Here is a 15,421-nt window from a genome sequence, read left to right on the forward strand (position 1 = left end):
CGGTATGAGTGAGCAGCGGGAATTCGGTGAGGCCGGCCGGGAGTGGCGGGAAGCGGTCGGGCGGGACGGGGTGGTGCTGCTCGACGGGTTCCACGCCCTGAAGCACGCCCTGCGCTTCGGCGCCGAGGTGCTGCTGGCCGTCGCCGACGACCCCGCCGCGGTACGGGCGCTCGCCGACGGGCTGGCCCCCGACGTGGCCCCCGAGGTGGCCCGGCTGGTGCGGCCCGGCGCGCTCAAGGAGCTGCTCCCCCGCGTGCACCCCACCGGCGTGGCCGCCCTCGCCGTGCGCCCCGACCGGGACGCCGGACGGGCCGCCCTCGCCACGGTTCCCCGCCCGGCTCCGATCGTGCTGCTCGACAACCCGCGCAACCTCGGCAACGTCGGGGCGGTCGTCCGGCTCGCCGCCGGTTTCGGCGCCACCGGCGTGGTGACCCGGGGCGACCTCGACCCCTGGCACCCCAACGTGGTCCGGGCCGGGGCGGGACTGCACTACGCCACCACCGTGGACCGGATGGAGCTGGAGGAGCTCCCCTCCGGGCCGGTGTACGCGCTCGACCCGGAGGGCGAGGACATCCGTTCCCTCACGCTCCCGGACGACGCCCTGCTCGCCTTCGGCTCGGAACGCCACGGCATCTCGCCGGAGTTGCGCGCCCGCGCCGACCACCTGGTGTCCCTGCCGATGCGCCCGCAGGTCTCCAGCTACAACCTGGCCACCAGCGTGGCCATGACCCTCTTCCACTGGGGCGGACCCCACCAGGGAGCTACGGACGGGTAGCGCATGGCCGGAAAAGGCGCACGGGATGTGGTCGGGCGGGGGTCCGGGGGACCACCCCGCAACCTCCGCCCGACCGCTGCGCTGCACCTACCAGGCTCAACTCAGCTCGACGTATCTAACGACAGGGCCTCGGCGAAGATTCCCTCACCTTAGGGAGAGGGCGCGGTAACGGCCAGGAAATTCCCCAGAACTGGGGCATGCACCGGCGTTCGAGTACGCATTTCGACACTCCGTTGGCCGGAATTCGGTGTACGGCACCACGGAATTCAGGAAGTGTCCGCGGCACTCGGTGTCAGGCCGGCGGGCGGCGGTCCGGGCGCCCGGGAGGGTTCCAAGACCGGACAACATGTGCGCCCACCTGGGGGCAAGTCGCCCTGAAATCAAACAGGATGATCGATTCCGTGATCATAGGGAGACGTTACGTGATGACCGGTGGCGTCCGTTATTCTCCCTTCGGAGTACATGGGCCGCGCCCTCACCAAGCGCTTTGTGCCCGCGCCTGCCAAAAAGCTGCACCTACCAATCAAACTGAATCGGCAAGTAAAAGGGATGCTCATATGCTTCTCCTCAGCGCTGTCATGATCACGGGCCTGGTGGCCGCCGTCCTCGGGGCCACCGTCTGGCGCCTCACCTCCACCCCGCGCTGGATCCCCGCCGTCATCGGCTCGGTCGGCGGCGTCCTGCTCGCACTGCCCCCGGTCTTCGCCTCGCTCCAGCCGGCCGGCCCGCACCCGGCCGCTCCGGAGGCCTACGCGACCGTCGCGCCCGCGGCTCCCCGGGTGCCCGTCGCTCCCCCGGCGTCGCCGGCCTCGCCGGGCGGTGCACACGCGAGTACGCCCGTCCTGTGACCCCGGCCCGCCGCTTCAAGCGGCACGAACTGGGCTTCGGCGACTACCCGTTCTTCCGGTCGCTGAGCACCGAGCTGTGCCAGGAGATCTTCCAGGCGTCCCGCGTCCGCCAGTACGGGCGCGGGGCGCGCATCCGGGGCATGACGTTCCGGGGCGGGGATTCGGTCCACATCGTCCTCAACGACACCGGCATCGTGTCGGAGGAGCTCGTGCACCACGAGGCGTCGACGCTGCGCTTCCGGCACCAGGGCCATGTCCTCGGCGACCTCGACGTGTTCGCCTCGTCCAGGGCGCCCCTCGCCCTGGCGGTGACGACCACGGTCACGATGGCCGTACCGATGAACGTGATGCGGTCGATGGTGGGCAAGCACCCCACCCTCATGCGGGCGGTGAGCGTGGCGATCACGGAGCGCCTGCGCACCGGCGACCGGGTCTACGGGATGTTCGCGCGGCCCGCCGAACAGCGCCTGTGCGGGCTCTTCCTGGAGCTGCTGGACAAGTCCGGCTTCATGACGGAGGACGGCTACCGGGTCGAGGGGCCCTCGCAGCAGGACCTGGCCCAGGCGCTCATGCTCTCCCGCGCCACCGTCGAGAACGCGCTGCGCTCGCTGCGCGCCAAGCGGGCGGTGCGGACCTCGTACCGCTCCTTCACCTTCCCCGACCTCAAGCTCCTGGAGAAGATCGAGGCGTCCGGCGGGGCCCCCGCTCCCGCCACCGCGTCCGCCGCCGGCCCCGCGGAGTACGCCTGAGGCGGCCCGGCCGGCCCCGGGGTCGCGGACCCGGGCCCCGGAGCGGGGCCGCGGGCGGTGACCGCGGGGCCGTCGGCGGGCTACGCCTGGCGGCGGACCTCCACCACGCGGAAGCGGTTCGCGACGAAGGCGCCGTCACACAGGGCGGCGTTCGCCGCGGGGTTGCCGCCCGAGCCGTGGAAGTCGGAGAAGGCCGCGGTCTGGTTCACGTAGACCCCGCCCGTGAGGTTGAGGGACAGCTGCGCCGACTCCTCCAGGCAGACCTCCTCGATGGCCCGCTCGGTGTCCGGGGAGGTCGTGTACGCGCCCACCGTCATCGCGCCCTTCTCCCGCACCGTGCGGCGCAGCAGGTCGAGGGCGTCCGCCGTGGAGTCGACGGCCACCGCGAAGGAGACGGGGCCGAAGCACTCCGAGAGGTACGCGGCCTCCGGGTCGGGCTTGGAGGCGTCCAGCTTGACCATCACCGGGGTGCGGACGACCGCGTCCGGGAACTCGGGGTTGACCACCTCGCGGGAGGCGAGGGCGACCTCGCCCAGCCCGGCGGCCGCCTCCAGGCGGGCCTTGACGTCCGGGTTGACGAGGGCGCCCAGCAGCGCGTTGGCGCGGGCGTCGTCACCCAGCAGGCCGCCGACGGAGGCCGCGAGGTCGGCGACGACCTCGTCGTACGTCTTGTGCCCGGCGTCCGTCGCGATGCCGTCGCGCGGGATCAGCAGGTTCTGCGGGGTGGTGCACATCTGGCCGCTGTAGAGGGACAGCGAGAAGGCCAGGTTGGACAGCATCCCCTTGTAGTCGGAGGTCGAGTCGACGATGACGGTGTTGACGCCCGCCTTCTCCGTGTAGACCTGCGCCTGGCGGGCGTGGGTCTCCAGCCAGTCGCCGAACTCGGTGGACCCGGTGTAGTCGATCAGCTTGATCTCCGGGCGGACCGCGAGGGTCTTGGCGATGCCCTCGCCCGGCCGCTCGACGGCGAGGGCCACCAGGTTCGGGTCGAAGCCCGCCTCGGCGAGGACCTCGCGGGCGACCTGCACGGTCAGCGCCAGCGGGAGCACGGCGCGCGGGTGCGGCTTGACCAGGACGGCGTTGCCGGTGGCCAGGGAGGCGAACAGGCCCGGGTAGCCGTTCCAGGTGGGGAAGGTGTTGCAGCCGATCATCAGGGCGATGCCGCGCGGGACCGCCGTGAAGGTCTTGCCGAGCTCCAGGGGCTCGCGCTTGCCCTGCGGCTTCGACCAGTCGGCCTGCCCCGGGACGCGGGTCTGCTCCTCGTACGCGTAGGCGACGGCCTCCAGGCCGCGGTCCTGCGCGTGGGGGCCGCCCGCCTGGAAGGCCATCATGAAGGCCTGGCCGCTGGTGTGCATGACCGCGTGCGCGAACTCGTGGGTGCGGGCGGAGATGCGGGCGAGGATCTCGACGGAGACCAGGGCGCGGGTCTCGGGACCGGCGTCCCGCCAGGCGGCGATGCCGGCCTTCATCGCGGGCAGCAGCACGTCGGGGTCGACGTGCGGGTACTCCACGCCCAGCTCCGGGCCGTACGGGGACACCTCCCCGCCCGTCCAGCCGTCGGTGCCGGGCTGGCCGAGGTCGAAGCGGGTTCCGCGGACGGCCTCGAAGGCGGCGAGGCCGTCGGCCGGGGCGGTCTCCCCGTAGGCCTTGGGGTGCTCGGGGTGCGGGGACCAGTAGGCCCGGCTTCGGATGGCGGCGAGCGCCTGATCCAGGGTGTTCCGGTGCTTCTCGGTCAGCTGGGTGAGGGTGAGCTCGGCGGCCATCAGGGACCAACTCCTCGTTGAGCCGGGCAGGATCAGGCTGGTTCGCAGGCTGAGATCGATGCGGGGGCGGGTGAAGAAGAGCAGACTGGAGCTAGAGTAACCGAACGATCGGTCGGGACAAGAGGGCCCGGCGGACCTGTGGACAACCCGGTGCGGGAGGATCAGGACATGACAGCAATCGAGCGGTCCGGCACTGTGGCGGTCATCGGCGCCGGAACCATGGGACAGGGCATCGCCCAGGTGGCCCTTCTCGCAGGTCACCGCGTGCTGATCCACGACATCGACCACGACCTCGCCGCCGCCGGGGCCGCCCTCGTGCGCGAGCGCGTCGAGCGGATGGCCGCGAAGGGCCGTCTGGATCGCGCCGGGGCCGAGGACGCGATCGGCCGGATCGCCGCCGCCGACGGCCTCGCCGCCCTCGCGGACGCTGCGCTCGTCATCGAAGCGGTCGTCGAGGACGTCTCCGTCAAGCGGGCCCTGTTCGCCTCGGTCGAAGCGGTGGTCGCGCAGGACGCCCTGCTGGCGACCAACACCTCCTCGCTCTCCGTCACCGAGCTCGCCGCCGGCCTCGCCCACCCCGGCCGCTTCCTCGGCCTGCACTTCTTCAACCCGGCCCCGCTGCTCCCGCTCGTCGAGGTGGTCAGCGGTTTCGCGACCGATCCCGCCGCCGCCGAGCGCGCGTACGACACGGTCCTGAGCTGGGGGAAGACGCCCGTCCGCTGCGCCGACACCCCGGGCTTCATCGTCAACCGGATCGCCCGCCCCTTCTACGCCGAGGCCTTCGCGGTGTACGAGGAGCAGGGCGCCGACCCGGCCACCATCGACGCCGTCCTGCGCGAGAGCGGCGGCTTCAAGATGGGCCCCTTCCAGCTGACCGACCTGATCGGCCAGGACGTCAACGAGGCCGTCACCCGCTCGGTCTGGGAGTCGTTCTTCCGGAGCCCCAAGTTCACCCCCTCGCTCGCGCAGCGCCGGCTGGTCCAGTCGGGCCGCCTCGGCCGCAAGTCCGGACAGGGCTGGTTCCCGTACGGGGAGGGCGCCGAGGTGCCCGCGCCGCACACGGCCGGCCCCGAGGAGGCGCCGGACAAGGTCACGATCGTCGGCGACCTCGGTCCGGCGGCGGAGCTGGCGGAGCTCCTGGAGGAGGCCGGGATCGCGGTCACGGCCACCGGTCAGGGGGGTCCGTACATCCAGCTGCCCGGAGAGGGCCAGCTGGTGCTCGCGGACGGCAAGACCGCGGTCGAGTTCGCCGACGTCGTCTACTTCGACCTCGCGCTCGACTACCGCGGCGCCACCCGGATCGCGCTCTCCGCCAGCGAGGACACCACCGAGCGGACCCTCGCCGAGGCGATCGGCCTCTTCCAGCGGCTCGGCAAGCAGGTCTCCGTCATCGGCGACGTCCCCGGCATGATCGTCGCCCGGACGGTCGCGATGCTGATCGACCTCACCGCCGACGCCCTGGCGCGCGGCGTGGCCACCGCGGAAGACATCGACACCGCGATGCGGCTCGGCGTCAACTACCCGCTGGGGCCGGCCGAATGGCACGACCGGCTCGGCCGCGACTGGGCGTACGACCTGCTGCACCACCTGGACGAGCGCTGTCCGGGTGGCCGCTACGCGCCCTCGCTGGCCCTGTTCAAGCTCGGATACGCGGAAGGCGCTGACGGCGGGGACGACGAGGCGGACGAGGCGGAGGAGACCGGATGACCACCGCGAGGCGGGACACGTACACCCCGGAGACGCTGCTGACCGTCGCGGTCCAGGTCTTCAACGAGCGCGGCTACGACGGCACCTCCATGGAGCACCTCTCCAAGGCCGCGGGCATCTCCAAGTCCTCGATCTACCACCACGTCGCGGGCAAGGAGGAGCTGCTGCGCCGGGCCGTCAGCCGGGCCCTGGACGGGCTCTTCGCGGTCCTGGAGGAGCCCGGGGCGGTACGGGGGCCCGCGGTCGCGCGCGTCGAGTACGTCACGCGCCGGACGGTCGAGGTCCTGGTCGCCGAGCTGCCGTACGTCACCCTCCTGCTGCGCGTGCGCGGCAACACCCGGACCGAGCGCTGGGCCCTGGAGCGGCGCCGCGAGTTCGACCACCAGGTGGCCGAGCTCCTCAAGGCCGCCGCGGCCGACGGGGACCTGCGCGCGGACGTCGACATCCGGCTGGCCACCCGCCTGCTCTTCGGCATGGTGAACTCCCTGGTCGAGTGGTACCGCCCGCACCCGGGCACCACCCCCGACCAGCTGGCCGACGCCGTGGTCAGCATGGCCCTGGACGGCCTGCGCACAGCGCGGTAATCCGCGTGCGCGGGGCCCGTACGGGTTGCGAGCATGCGGAGCCCGCACCCGCACCCGCACCCCGCCCCGCCGCTGCCCACCCTGACCGGCCGCAGGTCGCCCTGGGTCACCTTCACCCCGTCGGCCGACCCCTGGGTCGCCGCCGCCGGGGCGGAGCTGCGGGCCGCGGGCGGGATCGTCCTGCGGCTGGACGGCGAGGAGCTGCACGAGGCGGGCTGCCTGCACCGGGCGTTCGCCCGTGAGCTGGGCTTCCCCGGCTGCTACGGGCACAACTGGGACGCAGTGGCCGGGCGGGGACCCCGTATGGCCGCCCGTCGGGTAGGGGAGCGCGGTCAGTCCTCGCCGAGCGCGGGCGGCGGGCCCGTGACGGGGGGCTGGTTCGGGCCCTGGTCCAGGAGGTCCGTCTCCTCGAAGACCAGCAGGGTGCGGGTGGAGAGCACCTCCGGGATGGCCTGGAGACGGGTGAGGACCAGTTCGCGCAGGGTCCGGTTGTCCGGGGTGTGGACCAGCAGCAGGACGTCGAAATCCCCGCTGACCAGGGCGATGTGGGCCGCGCCCGGGAGCTCGCGCAACTGCTCGCGCACCGTCCGCCAGGAGTTCTGGACGATCTTCAGGGTGATATAGGCGGAAGCGCCCTGACCTGCGCGTTCGTGGTTCACGCGGGCCGTGAAGCCGCGGATCACCCCGTCGTCGATCAGCCGGTTGATCCGGGCGTAGGCATTGGCCCGGGAGACGTGCACCTGCTCGGCCACCGACCGTATCGACGCGCGGCCGTCCGCCTGGAGCAGCCGCATGATCGACCGGTCGATCGGATCCAGGGGACGCGGTGGGACGGCCGGTACCGGTGTGGCCCCCGGGGTGCTCCCCGGCGGGACCGGTGCGGAGCCCGCTCCGGCCATTTGTTCATCCGGCATTGGCCACTGCCTCCCTCTCCTGGACGTCCTGCACCCATCCCAGGGGTCCGCCGCCACTTTGTCCACAGCCTGGAGCCGCCTGTAGCCAAATTGCGTCGACGACCGAACAATCGGTAGGTGAGGCGCCTCACACCCGGGGCGTCCCTGCCCGCTTCCCACGAGGAGGTGTACGCCGCCATGACGGTCCAAGAGCTGCCCGGTGCCGGTGCGTCCCACCGTGCCACCCCGCCGCCCGCCTGGAGGCCCCGTACGGAGGCCGCCCCGCTGCTTCCGGACCCCGAGCCCTACCGGGTGCTGGGCACCGAGGCGGCCGCCTCGCTCGACCCCGAGCTGATGCGCCGGTACTACGCCGAGCTGGTGCGCGGCCGCCGCTACAACGCGCAGGCCACCGCACTGACCCGGCAGGGCCGTCTCGCCGTGTACCCCTCCACCGTCGGACAGGAGGCCGCCGAGATCGCGGCCGCCCTGGTCCTGGAGGAGCAGGACTGGCTCTTCCCGAGCTACCGGGACACCCTCGCGGCCGTGGCCCGCGGGCTGGACCCCGTACAGGCGCTGACGCTGCTGCGCGGCGACTGGCACACCGGGTACGACCCGCGCGAGCACCGGATCGCCCCCCTGTGCACCCCGCTCGCCACCCAGCTGCCGCACGCGGTGGGCCTGGCGCACGCCGCCCGCCTGCGCGGGGACGAGGTCGTCGCGCTGGCCATGGTCGGCGACGGCGGCACCAGCGAGGGCGACTTCCACGAGGCGCTGAACTTCGCGGCCGTCTGGCAGGCCCCGGTGGTCTTCCTGGTCCAGAACAACGGCTTCGCGATATCCGTCCCCCTCGCCAAGCAGACGGCCGCCCCGACCCTGGCCCACAAGGCCGTGGGCTACGGGATGCCCGGCCGGCTGGTCGACGGCAACGACGTCGCCGCCCTCCACGAGGTCCTCACCGAGGCCGTCCAGCGGGCGCGCGCCGGCGGCGGGCCGACCCTGATCGAGGCCGTCACCTACCGGATGGAGGCCCACACGAACGCCGACGACGCGACCCGCTACCGCTCGGACGCCGAGGTGGAGGCCTGGAAGGCGCACGACCCGGTGCAGCTGCTGGAGAACGAGCTGACCGCCCGCGGGATCCTCGACGAGCAGGGGATCCAGGAGGCCCGCGACGCCGCCGAGGCGATGGCGGCGGACCTCCGCGAGGGGATGAACGCCGACCCGGTCCTCGACCCGATGGACCTCTTCGCACACGTCTACGCGGAGCAGACCGGCCGGCTGCGCGAGCAGGCGGACCAGCTGCGCGCCGAACTGGAAGCCGAGGGCGACGCATGAGCACGGTGACCCGGCCCGGGGTCAAGCCCGCGACGATGGCCCAGGCGCTGACCCGGGCCATGCGCGACGCGATGGCCGAGGACCCGACCGTCCACGTCATGGGCGAGGACGTCGGCGCGCTCGGCGGGGTCTTCCGGATCACGGACGGGCTCGCGAAGGAGTTCGGCGAGGACCGCTGCACGGACACGCCGCTCGCCGAGGCGGGGATCCTCGGCGCGGCGGTGGGCATGGCCATGTACGGGCTGCGGCCGGTCGTGGAGATGCAGTTCGACGCGTTCGCCTACCCGGCCTTCGAGCAGCTCATCTCGCACGTCGCGAAGATGCGCAACCGCACCCGGGGCGCGATGCCGCTGCCGATCACCATCCGGGTGCCGTACGGCGGCGGCATCGGCGGCGTCGAGCACCACTGCGACTCCTCCGAGGCGTACTACACGGCCACCCCCGGCCTGCACGTGGTGACCCCGGCGACCGTCGAGGACGCGTACGGGCTGCTGCGGGCCTCCATCGCGAGCGACGACCCGGTGGTCTTCCTGGAGCCCAAGCGGCTCTACTGGTCGAAGGCGCAGTGGTCGCCGGAGGCCCCGGCGGCGGTCCCGGGCATCGGCAAGGCCCTGGTCCGGCGGGCGGGCACGAGCGCGACCCTGATCACCTACGGTCCTTCGGTGCCGGTCTGCCTGGAGGCGGCCGAGGCGGCCCGCGAGGAGGGCTGGGACCTGGAGGTCGTCGACCTGCGCTCGCTGGTGCCCTTCGACGAGGAGACCGTCGTGGCCTCCGTGCGGCGGACCGGGCGTGCGGTCGTGGTCCACGAGGCGGCCGGCTTCGGCGGGCCCGGTGCGGAGATCGCCGCGCGGGTGACCGAGCGGTGCTTCCACCACCTGGAGGCGCCGGTGCTGCGGGTGACGGGCTTCGACATCCCGTATCCGCCGCCGATGCTGGAGAAGCACCACCTGCCCGGAGTGGAACGGATCCTGGACGCCGTGGCCCGGCTGCAGTGGGAGAACTGATGCCGCAGGTACTGGAGTTCAAGCTGCCCGACCTCGGTGAGGGGCTGACCGAGGCGGAGATCGTGCGCTGGCTGGTCGCCGTGGGCGACGTCGTCGAGATCGACCAGCCGGTGGTCGAGGTGGAGACCGCCAAGGCGATGGTCGAGGTGCCGTGCCCCTACGGGGGCGTGGTCACCGCGCGCTTCGGCGAGGAGGGTACGGAGCTTCCGGTGGGGGCTCCGCTGATCACCGTCGCGGTGGGGTCGGTGACGGAGCCCGCCCAGGCCGCGGAGGCCGAAGCCGAGGGCTCCGGCAACGTGCCCCGGCCCCTGATCGGTTACGGCACGGACCATTCGCGCCCAGCGCGTCGGCGACGGGTGCGACCCGTCACCGCCGCCGTGTCGGCTCCTCCCGTCGTCGCGGTTGCGGCGGCCGCCCCGGCTCCGGCCGGGCCGGTGCCCGTCATCTCGCCGCTGGTGCGCAAGCTGGCCCGGGACAACGGCATCGACCTGCGGGCGCTGCGCGGGAGCGGGCCCGAGGGCCTGATCCTGCGGGCCGACGTGGAGGCGGCGCTGCGCCCGGCGGCCCCCGCGGCGGCTCCGGCTCCCGTGGCGGCGGCCGCCGCCGCCCAGGGCGAGCGGATCCCCCTCAAGGGGCTCCGGGGCGCCGTGGCGGAGAAGCTCTCGCGCAGCCGGCGCGAGATCCCCGAGGCCACCTGCTGGGTCGACGCGGACGCCACCGAGCTCATGGCGGCGCGGGCCGCGATGAACGCGGTGGACGGCCCGAAGATCTCGGTGCTCGCCCTGCTGGCCCGGATCTGCACGGCCGCGCTGGCCAAGTACCCCGAGCTGAACTCCACCGTGGACCTCGCGGCGAACGAGATCGTCCGGCTCCCGGCCGTGCACCTCGGCTTCGCCGCCCAGACCGAGCGCGGGCTGATGGTCCCGGTCGTCCGGGACGCCCAGACGCGCAGCCCCGAGTCCCTGTCGGCGGAGTTCGCACGGCTGACGGAGCTGGCGCGGGCGGGCAAGCTGGCCCCGGCGGACCTCACGGGCGGCACGTTCACCCTGAACAACTACGGGGTGTTCGGGGTCGACGGCTCCACGCCGATCATCAACCACCCCGAGGCGGCGATGCTCGGAGTGGGCCGGATCATCCCGAAGCCGTGGGTGTACCGGGGGGAGCTGGCCGTGCGTCAGGTCGTCCAGCTGTCGCTCACGTTCGACCACCGGGTCTGCGACGGCGGTGCCGCGGGCGGGTTCCTGCGCTACGTGGCCGACTGCGTCGAGAACCCGGCGGTGCTCCTGAGGGGGCTGTAGGGACCACCCCCGCCCACCGTCCCGGGGCCCTGCCCCGGGACGGTGGTCCGGAGTCGGGGGGTCAGGTCGTCAGCAGGAGCTTGCCCACGTGGGCGCTGGATTCCAGGACGCGGTGGGCCTCGGAGGCACGGGACATCGGGTACGTCGCGTGGACCACCGGGCGGACGCGGCCCGAGGCGATGAGGGGCCACACGTGCTCCCGTACGGCGGCCACGATGGCCGCCTTCTCCTCCAGCGGCCGGGTCCGCAGCGAGGTCGCCGTGATCGCCGCCCGCTTCGCCAGCAGCGCGCCCAGGTTCACCTCGGCCTTCACCCCGCCCTGGAGCCCGATGATCGCCAGGCGGCCGTTCACGGCCAGCGCGTCCAGGTTCCGCGCCAGGTACTTCGCGCCCATGATGTCCAGGATCACGTCCGCCCCGGCCCCGCCCGTCGCGGCCCGCAGCTCCTCCACGAAGTCCTGCTCGCGGTAGTCGACCAGGACGTCCGCGCCCAGCTCCGCGCAGCGCGCCAGCTTCTCCTTGCCGCCCGCCGTGACCGCCACCCGCGCCCCGACGGCCTTGCCCAGCTGGATCGCCATCGTGCCGATCCCGCTGGACCCGCCGTGCACCAGCAGGGTCTCGCCGGGACGCAGCCCGGCGACCATGAACACGTTGGACCACACGGTGCAGACGACCTCGGGCAGCGCGGCGGCCGCCACCAGGTCCACCCCGGCGGGCACCGGCAGGAGCTGGCCCACCGGGACGGCCACGCGCTCCGCGTACCCGCCGCCGGCCAGCAGCGCGCACACCTCGTCGCCCACCGACCAGCCGGACACCCCCGGCCCCAGGGCGACGATCCGCCCGGAACACTCCAGGCCCGGGTGGCGCGAGGCGCCGGGCGGAGGATCGTAGAACCCCTGCCGCTGAAGGACGTCGGCGCGGTTCACGGCGCTCGCCGCGACCTCGACGAGCACCTCCCCCTCGCCCGCCACCGGATCGGGTACCTCGGCCCAGACGAGGGCCTCGGGGCCGCCGGGCTGCTCGATGGTGATCGCATGCATGGCCCGGAATCTACGCGACCCGGCGCCCCCCGCCCAGTACGGACGGGGCCGATGCCCCGGTCAGTCCGCCGGGCCCAGCCTGACCTGATGGGCCGTCGGCGCGGCGCGCACGATGGTGATCAGCCGGTCCGTCAGCTGGAGCGGGCTCGCGTGCGGATCGTCGTAGGCGAGGAGCCGGTGCCCGCGCAGCACGCTGACCACCAGGTCCTCCGTCTCCCGCACCCCGCGCCCGACTTCGGCCTTGCGGACGGGCCGTTCGATCAGGTCCAGGCCGCTGCCCTGGTGGATCAGGTCCTCCATCACGGTGCCCGCGCTCGGACTCAGCACGGACAGGCCCAGGAGCCGCCCGGCCGCGCTCGCGCTCGTGATGACCGCGTCCGCGCCGGACTGCTTCAGCAGCGGGGCGTTCTCCTCCTCGCGGACCGCCGCGACGATCTTCGCCCCCCGGTTGAGCTGGCGGGCCGTCAGTGTCACGAGGACCGCCGTGTCGTCGCGCTGCGTGGCGATGACGATCTGACGGGCCTTCTGGATCTCGGCCCGCAGCAGGACGTCGGAGCGGGTGGCGTCGCCGACGACCCCCGTGAACCCCTCCGCGTTGGCGGTGTCGATCACCTTGGAGCTGGGGTCGACGATGACGATCTGTTCCTTCTGGATGCCGGTGGCCAGCAGCGTCTGCAGGGCCGAGCGGCCCTTGGTGCCGAAGCCGACGACGACCGTGTGCTCGCGCAAGTTCTTCCTCCAGCGGCTCAGCCGCCACTCTTCGCGGGTGCGTTCCGTCAGCACCTCCAGCGTGGTGCCGACCAGGATGATCAGGAACAGCACGCGCAGCGGGGTGATCACCAGGATGTTGATCAGCCGCGCGCTGTCGCTGTACGGGACGATGTCGCCGTAGCCCGTCGTCGACAGGGTCACGGTCGCGTAGTAGAAGCAGTCGAGGAGGTCGACCTGGTCGTTGGCGTTGTCGTGGTAGCCGCCGCGGTCCAGCCAGACGACCAGGACCGTCAGGAGCAGCACGAACAGCGCCATCAGCAGGCGTTTCCCGACCTGGCGCAGCGGTTTCTCGACCACACGCCTGGGGAGCTTGATCCGGCGCGCGGCGAGCTTCTCGTCCGCGCCCCGGGCCATGGCGTCGTCGCCGTGCAGTTTCACGTGAAACATCCCCCCGAGGCCCAGGGCAGGTCGAGGACCTCCACGTCCTGCCCGGAGCGCACACCGTGGGGCGGTACGACGGCCAGCGCGTCGGCGGCGGCCACTCCGCGGAGCATCGCCGGGCCGTTGTAGTGCAGCGGTACGGCGTGCTCGTCGGTCAGCAGCACCGGCACCAGCCGGGTGTCGTACGGGTGGCCGTGGACGTCGCCCTCGACGGACACCGTGTAGCGGGGCCGCTGGCGGCGGCCGGCGAGGGCCCGCAGCAGCGGCTCGGCGAGGGTCAGCAGCCCGGAGACCGCGGCCAGCGGATTGCCGGGCAGCCCGACCACGTGGCGGCCGTCCGTCCGGTCGCCCAGGCGGGCCAGCAGCATCGGATGGCCCGGCCGCACGGCGACCCCGTCGACGAGCAGTTCGGCCCCGGCGCGCTCCAGGACGGGGTGCACGTGGTCGACGGGGCCCGAGGCGGTGCCGCCGGTGGTGACGATCAGGTCCGCGGTGGACCCGGTGACCGCGGCGAGCAGGGCCTCGGCCCCGTCCGGGTCGTCGCCGAGCCGGCGCGTGGAGACGACCTCGGCACCGAGCCGGGTCAGCCACGGCCCGAGCATGGGGCTGAGGGCGTCCCGGATCAGGCCGTCGTGGGGAAGGCCCTCGGTGAGGAGCTCGTCGCCCAGCACCAGGACCTCGACCCGGGGGCGGGGCCGGGTGAGCAGTTCGTCGTACCCGGCGGCCGCGGCGAGGCCGAGGACGGCCGGGGTGACGAGGGAGCCGGCGGGCAGCAGCAGGTCGCCGGAGCGGCATTCCTGGCCGCGCGGGCGGATGTCCTGTCCGGTGCTGACGGGCCGGGCGGCGTAGAGCTGGGTGCCGGACTCGCGGGCGTGCTCGCTGCGGATGACGGCGCTGGTGTCGACGGGGATCCGGGCGCCGGTGGCGATCCGTACCGCCTCGCCGTCGGCGAGGGGGGCGGGCGGCTCCGCCCCGGCCAGGACCCCCTCGCCGGGGCGGATGCTCCAGGGGCCGGGCCCGGCGACGGCCCAGCCGTCCATGGCGGAGGTGTCGAAGGACGGCAGGTCGCCGAGGGCGTCGAGGGGGGCGGCCAGCACCTCGCCGTGCGCGTCCGCGAGGGCGACCCGGTGCGTGCGGGCCCGGACGCCCGTGCCCGCCCGGGCGGCGGTCTCCCGCGCGCGCTGCCAGGGGGCGGCGCGGTGGCCACCGCCGTCGGGGGTGCGGCTGACCAGTGCAAGGGCCTCGTCCAGGGCGCCGTCGGCGTCGGTACGGGTCATCCGGAGCCGTTCTCCTCGGGGTGTGGGGGCTGGGCCTCGGCGGCCCAGCGCAGGGCCAGTTCGGAGACCTTGCGGGAGGCTTCGGCCACGGCCCGGGCGGGGTCGGCGCCCGCGGCCTCCGCGCGCGCGGCCGCGTAGCCGACCAGGAAGGTCGTCAGCGGGGCGGCGGGCCGGGCGACGCCGTGGGCGGCGTCACGGGCGACGTCGAGCAGGGTGGTGATGTCGACGTCGACGTCGATGCCGAGTTCGTCCTTGGCGGCGGTGATCCATTGCTCCAGCACGCTTCCATGCTCCCTGATCCGGGCGCGGGCCGCCGCCAGGTCTTCCCAGGTGTCGCAGTCGAAGGAGGCGAGGGGGTCGGCCGCGGTGACGGCGGTCAGCCGCAGCTCGGCGGTGAGCGCGCGCAGCGGGAGTCCGCGGAGGTGGCCGTGTTCGGCGGCGAGCAGGGCCGCCTCGCGGCGCAGCGGTTCGGCGCGGTAGGCGGCGACCAGGGGCTGGTCGCGGCCCTCGGGGTCCCTCAGCAGGGCCCCGTCCCCCGGGCCGCGCGACGCGGCGGCGAGCAGGGTCCGGACGGTGTCCGGGTCCAGGAAGGGCAGGTCGGCGGAGAGTACGAGGACCAGCTCGGCGGTGGTGGCCCGCAGCCCGGCCTCCAGCGCGGCCACGGGGCCGCCGCCGGGCGGGTCCTCCAGAGCCCAGCGGACGGGGCGTGCGGTGGGCCTGCGGGTGCCGACCACGACGGTGGCGGTGGCGTCCGCGCAGGCGGTCAGGACGCGGTCGAGGAGGGGGCGGCCGCCGACGGGGAGGGCGGGCTTGTCGGCCCCGCCGAGGCGCCGGGCGGCGCCGCCGGCCAGGACGATGGCGTCGTAGGTCATGCCCTTGAGTATGGGGGTGGCGTGGGGGCCGGGCGGGGGTCCGCTTACCCGGGCCTTAATCGGGCCGGCCGGGGTCGGCGGTTCCGCTGCGCGGCCCCTCCCCGCCCCACCCTTCGCCCGTTCCC

Annotated in this window: 14 protein-coding genes and 1 pseudogene; 9 read left to right on the forward strand and 6 right to left on the reverse strand. The window is 73.8% G+C overall.

Annotation, left to right across the window (positions count from 1 at the left end; all coding sequences use genetic code 11):
* Positions 1–4: 4 nt before the first annotated feature.
* From SLAV_RS19340 to SLAV_RS19350, 3 genes are all read left to right on the forward strand, one after another.
* The gene (locus tag SLAV_RS19340; RefSeq protein WP_030225102.1) at positions 5–775 is read left to right on the forward strand and encodes a TrmH family RNA methyltransferase; all 771 of its coding nucleotides are present in this window, start codon (positions 5–7) and stop codon (positions 773–775) included.
* A 557-nt stretch (positions 776–1,332) separates the two neighbouring features.
* Positions 1,333–1,623 (forward strand): hypothetical protein, encoded by a 291-nt coding sequence (locus SLAV_RS19345; RefSeq protein WP_100660914.1) that lies wholly within the window; start codon positions 1,333–1,335, stop codon positions 1,621–1,623.
* Positions 1,620–2,372 (forward strand): Crp/Fnr family transcriptional regulator, encoded by a 753-nt coding sequence (locus tag SLAV_RS19350; RefSeq protein WP_051840227.1) that lies wholly within the window; start codon positions 1,620–1,622, stop codon positions 2,370–2,372. The genes SLAV_RS19345 and SLAV_RS19350 overlap by 4 nt, the downstream gene beginning before the upstream one ends.
* An 80-nt stretch (positions 2,373–2,452) precedes the next feature.
* On the opposite strand, the gene paaN is transcribed toward SLAV_RS19350, so the two are convergent.
* Positions 2,453–4,135: a phenylacetic acid degradation protein PaaN gene (gene paaN, locus SLAV_RS19355; protein ID WP_030225096.1), complete on the reverse strand. Its 1,683-nt coding sequence runs from the start codon at positions 4,133–4,135 to the stop codon at positions 2,453–2,455.
* A 168-nt stretch (positions 4,136–4,303) separates the two neighbouring features.
* Here paaN and SLAV_RS19360 point away from each other — a divergent pair, with 168 nt between their 5' ends.
* From SLAV_RS19360 to SLAV_RS43675, 3 genes and pseudogenes are all read left to right on the forward strand, one after another.
* Positions 4,304–5,842, forward strand: coding sequence for a 3-hydroxyacyl-CoA dehydrogenase (locus SLAV_RS19360; protein WP_037686231.1), 1,539 nt, complete (start codon positions 4,304–4,306; stop codon positions 5,840–5,842).
* Positions 5,839–6,426: a TetR/AcrR family transcriptional regulator gene (locus SLAV_RS19365; RefSeq protein WP_030225091.1), complete on the forward strand. Its 588-nt coding sequence runs from the start codon at positions 5,839–5,841 to the stop codon at positions 6,424–6,426. Before SLAV_RS19360 ends, SLAV_RS19365 begins: the two co-directional genes overlap by 4 nt.
* Before the next feature lie 33 nt (positions 6,427–6,459).
* Positions 6,460–6,696 (forward strand): annotated as a pseudogene (locus tag SLAV_RS43675) (hypothetical protein); the annotation flags it as partial.
* Positions 6,697–6,758: 62 nt separating this feature from the next.
* Here SLAV_RS43675 and SLAV_RS19375 read toward each other — a convergent pair.
* The gene (locus SLAV_RS19375) at positions 6,759–7,340 is read right to left on the reverse strand and encodes an Lrp/AsnC family transcriptional regulator (protein WP_078950073.1); all 582 of its coding nucleotides are present in this window, start codon (positions 7,338–7,340) and stop codon (positions 6,759–6,761) included.
* A 177-nt stretch (positions 7,341–7,517) separates the two neighbouring features.
* Here SLAV_RS19375 and pdhA point away from each other — a divergent pair, with 177 nt between their 5' ends.
* Genes pdhA through SLAV_RS19390 form a run of 3 tightly spaced genes read left to right on the forward strand, consistent with a single transcriptional unit; the run spans position 7,518 to position 10,956 of the window.
* Positions 7,518–8,654, forward strand: a complete 1,137-nt coding sequence (gene pdhA, locus SLAV_RS19380; RefSeq protein WP_030225088.1) for a pyruvate dehydrogenase (acetyl-transferring) E1 component subunit alpha — start codon at positions 7,518–7,520, stop codon at positions 8,652–8,654.
* A complete protein-coding gene (locus SLAV_RS19385; protein ID WP_030225086.1) occupies positions 8,651–9,658 on the forward strand; it encodes an alpha-ketoacid dehydrogenase subunit beta in 1,008 nt (335 codons plus the stop codon). The genes pdhA and SLAV_RS19385 overlap by 4 nt, the downstream gene beginning before the upstream one ends.
* Positions 9,658–10,956, forward strand: a complete 1,299-nt coding sequence (locus tag SLAV_RS19390; RefSeq protein ID WP_030225085.1) for a dihydrolipoamide acetyltransferase family protein — start codon at positions 9,658–9,660, stop codon at positions 10,954–10,956. Before SLAV_RS19385 ends, SLAV_RS19390 begins: the two co-directional genes overlap by 1 nt.
* A 61-nt stretch (positions 10,957–11,017) precedes the next feature.
* On the opposite strand, the gene SLAV_RS19395 is transcribed toward SLAV_RS19390, so the two are convergent.
* From SLAV_RS19395 to SLAV_RS19410, 4 genes are read right to left on the reverse strand one after another with little or no spacing between them, the layout of a single operon-like run.
* Positions 11,018–11,995: an NAD(P)H-quinone oxidoreductase gene (locus SLAV_RS19395; RefSeq protein WP_030225083.1), complete on the reverse strand. Its 978-nt coding sequence runs from the start codon at positions 11,993–11,995 to the stop codon at positions 11,018–11,020.
* Between the two features lie 60 nt (positions 11,996–12,055).
* On the reverse strand, positions 12,056–13,153 hold the full coding sequence (locus SLAV_RS19400; RefSeq protein ID WP_051840225.1) for a potassium channel family protein: 1,098 nt from the start codon (positions 13,151–13,153) through the stop codon (positions 12,056–12,058).
* Positions 13,141–14,424, reverse strand: a complete 1,284-nt coding sequence (locus SLAV_RS19405; RefSeq protein ID WP_030225079.1) for a molybdopterin molybdotransferase MoeA — start codon at positions 14,422–14,424, stop codon at positions 13,141–13,143. The genes SLAV_RS19400 and SLAV_RS19405 overlap by 13 nt, the downstream gene beginning before the upstream one ends.
* Entirely contained in the window at positions 14,421–15,296 is an 876-nt protein-coding gene (locus tag SLAV_RS19410) for an NTP transferase domain-containing protein (RefSeq protein ID WP_030225073.1), read from the reverse strand. Before SLAV_RS19410 ends, SLAV_RS19405 begins: the two co-directional genes overlap by 4 nt.
* Between the last annotated feature and the right edge of the window lie 125 nt (positions 15,297–15,421).

Origin of the sequence: Streptomyces lavendulae subsp. lavendulae (assembly GCF_002803845.1) — a bacterium.
Lineage (GTDB): Bacteria > Actinomycetota > Actinomycetes > Streptomycetales > Streptomycetaceae > Streptomyces > Streptomyces lavendulae.